General features: G+C 47.7%; 1 protein-coding gene. It reads left to right on the top strand.

The genetic code is table 11. The features are described 5' to 3' along the window. Positions 1-2,695, top strand: a 2,695-nt coding sequence (locus CFR80_RS19090) for a beta strand repeat-containing protein (protein WP_181418276.1), incomplete at both ends; no start/stop codon positions are given.

Genomic DNA, 2,695 nt, shown 5'->3' with positions numbered 1-2,695 from the left:
GGGTTCTCTGTCGGGAACTGCCAGTGGCACGCTGGACGGCACGCTGGACCTGACCAAAGCCAGCAGCACCTATTCCGGCGGCATGTCCGGTTCTGGCGGTCTGACGGTTTCTGGCGGGACGGAGACATTATCCGGTAAACAAACGTATACTGGGGAAACGTTAGTCCAATCCGGCGGAACTCTTCAGTTTTATGGTAATGATTCTGGTACATCATCCGTTATCGTTGGCAATAAAGGAAGCGTGAGTGGTAATGGTAGTGTTGGGGATGGAAATTCTGATGTAGAAATTCAAAGTGGTGGTACAATTTATCCCGGACAAAAGAATCGCACTAATTTAACAATTTCGGGTAACTTGATAACTGACTCCGGATCGACACAGAATTTTACGGGAGAATCTGGGAATGGTTCAGGTAAAAACTCAGAAGGAACTATTTCTGTTGATAAAAATCTTTCTCTTGATGGAACAATAGTCGCCAACAATCTGTCGTCGTCATATGGATCTGGCGTTGAAAGACTGTACGATTATGGTGGAACACTGGAGAAAGATACGGCATCCTTAGTTCTCAATGGGACACCAGTAACGGCTTCGGACTATATTCAGGATTCAAACCATCAGGTTAATATTGTTCTTCAGAACGGTCCAGATACGCTTTCATTTTGGGATGGTGCAAATACGAGCGTCAACTCTCAGGTTGATGGTGGCACGGGCACCTGGCAGCAAACTGGTGGCGCTTCAAATTGGACAAATGCGACAGGAAACAGCAATGCTGGCTGGACAGCCAATGATTTTGCTATCTTTGAACAGCAGGGTAGTAAGGTCTCTGTCGATGGGAACGTGGATGTTTCCGGCATGCAATTTGATGAAAATGGAGGGAAAGATAGTTCAGGAAATTCCTATTATTCTTTAGTTCCGAATGGGAATACTAGTTCTATAACACTTAATGGAACTAATTATAGCAATAACACGTCGTCATTTGATGTGGTTTCATCGGAAAATAATGATCCACAAGTAAGCGGAAAGTTGACGAATCAGAGCGGTCTAGCGTCTGTTATTCGTGTGGGCAATGGTACGGGGTCTGGGGATTCAGACCTGGCTGTTATTCAGACAAATATAAATGATAGTTCTGAAAAACCAACAACTCTTGTGAAAACAGATTCAGGCACACTAGTGCTTTCTGGTGAAAATTCTTATAATGGCGGAACTGTTGTTACAGACGGTGTTCTTGAAATCACTACAGATAAAAGTCTGGGAACGGGCGGGACGGCTGTAGAGATAGACGGTGGCACTTTGAAAATTGGTGAAGATGTGCAGAATTCTGCACGTCAAATTATTTTTGGTAGTAATAATGCTACCATTGATCTAGATGGTCATGAGTACACGCCTGGTGCTGCGATGGTTGGGCCAGGATCGGTCCTAATTGATTCCAGCCAAAATACTGCGGTTACGACGACGGAAGCTGCAGCGGGCGTTCCAAGTAATGGGGATGCCTCTGTTCTTAATCTTAATTATGACAACACATATACCGGAAATACGACTATTATTGGTCTGAATGGTGATCCATCCAAATCGGACCCTACTGTTACTGTAGAAGCAAATACAGAAAATCCTTTCGGAGATTCAACAATCTCCGCCGTTGGGGGTAATGTTACTCTTGCGAATGGGGCCGTAGTTAATATGAATGGACCATCTACAGATGGTTCCGCTGCTGTTTCTTCTATGGGTTACCATTCGGTAGATGTTCAGGGAAGTGAAATAAACTTCAATAATAAAAGTACTGCGGATCACTCGAATATAACAACGCAAACTGGTTATTGGAACGGATGGGGTAGTGCAAACACGCCGTCTACTATCAACTTTAATGATTCCAGTACGGCGGGGAACTCAACAATTAACAATGGTTCTGGATCGAATGTAAATTTTACAGATTATAGCGATGCAGGTTCTTCAACCGTTAATAACTCCGGGAATGTTTCTTTTTCAGGGATGTCAAATGCGAGTAGCGCGACGGTAAAAAACCTGAGTAATGCTCAAGTCGATATTTCTGGTATGACGCAGGACGGTGTTTCTATCGGTTCCCTGTCGGGTGCAGGTACGGTTGTTCTCGGAAGTAAAGACCTGTCTGTTGGCGCTTTAGACAAAAATGATACAATTTCTGGTGTTATCGAAGATGGTCATGCTGGTAGTGGCGGGTCTGTAACGAAAGTCGGCACGGGCACGACGACGCTGACGGGCACGGATACCTATACGGGTGCGACGACCATTGATAATGGCACGCTGGCCCTGAGCGGGACGGGATCGATTGCCCAGTCCACCGGCGTGCAGGACAACGCGGCGTTTGACATTTCTGGCGTGACGACAGGTTCTTCCTCGATCCAGTCCCTGAACGGGGCAGGCACGGTTGCCCTTGGAGGCAACACGCTGGACATCACGAATGGCAATGCCACGTTTGGAAACACATTCTCTGGTGTGGCGTCCGGTTCTGGCGGTCTGACGGTTTCTGGCGGGACGGAGACGCTGTCGGGTGCGAATACCTACACGGGTGTGACGACGGTGGCGTCTGGTGCAGGCCTCAGCCTGCCGGGTTCTGTTGCAGGTGCGCTGACGACTGCCGGGACGACGGATGTCAATGGCGGCACGGTTGCTGGCACGACGACGAACACGGGGACACTGACGGCTGAAGGTGGCACGCTTGCG

This window comes from Komagataeibacter oboediens (assembly GCF_003207815.1).
GTDB classification, from domain to species: Bacteria; Pseudomonadota; Alphaproteobacteria; order Acetobacterales; family Acetobacteraceae; genus Komagataeibacter; species Komagataeibacter oboediens.
The sequence above is the reverse complement of the archived record's forward strand: the minus strand, read 5'-3'. Positions and strand labels throughout refer to the sequence as shown.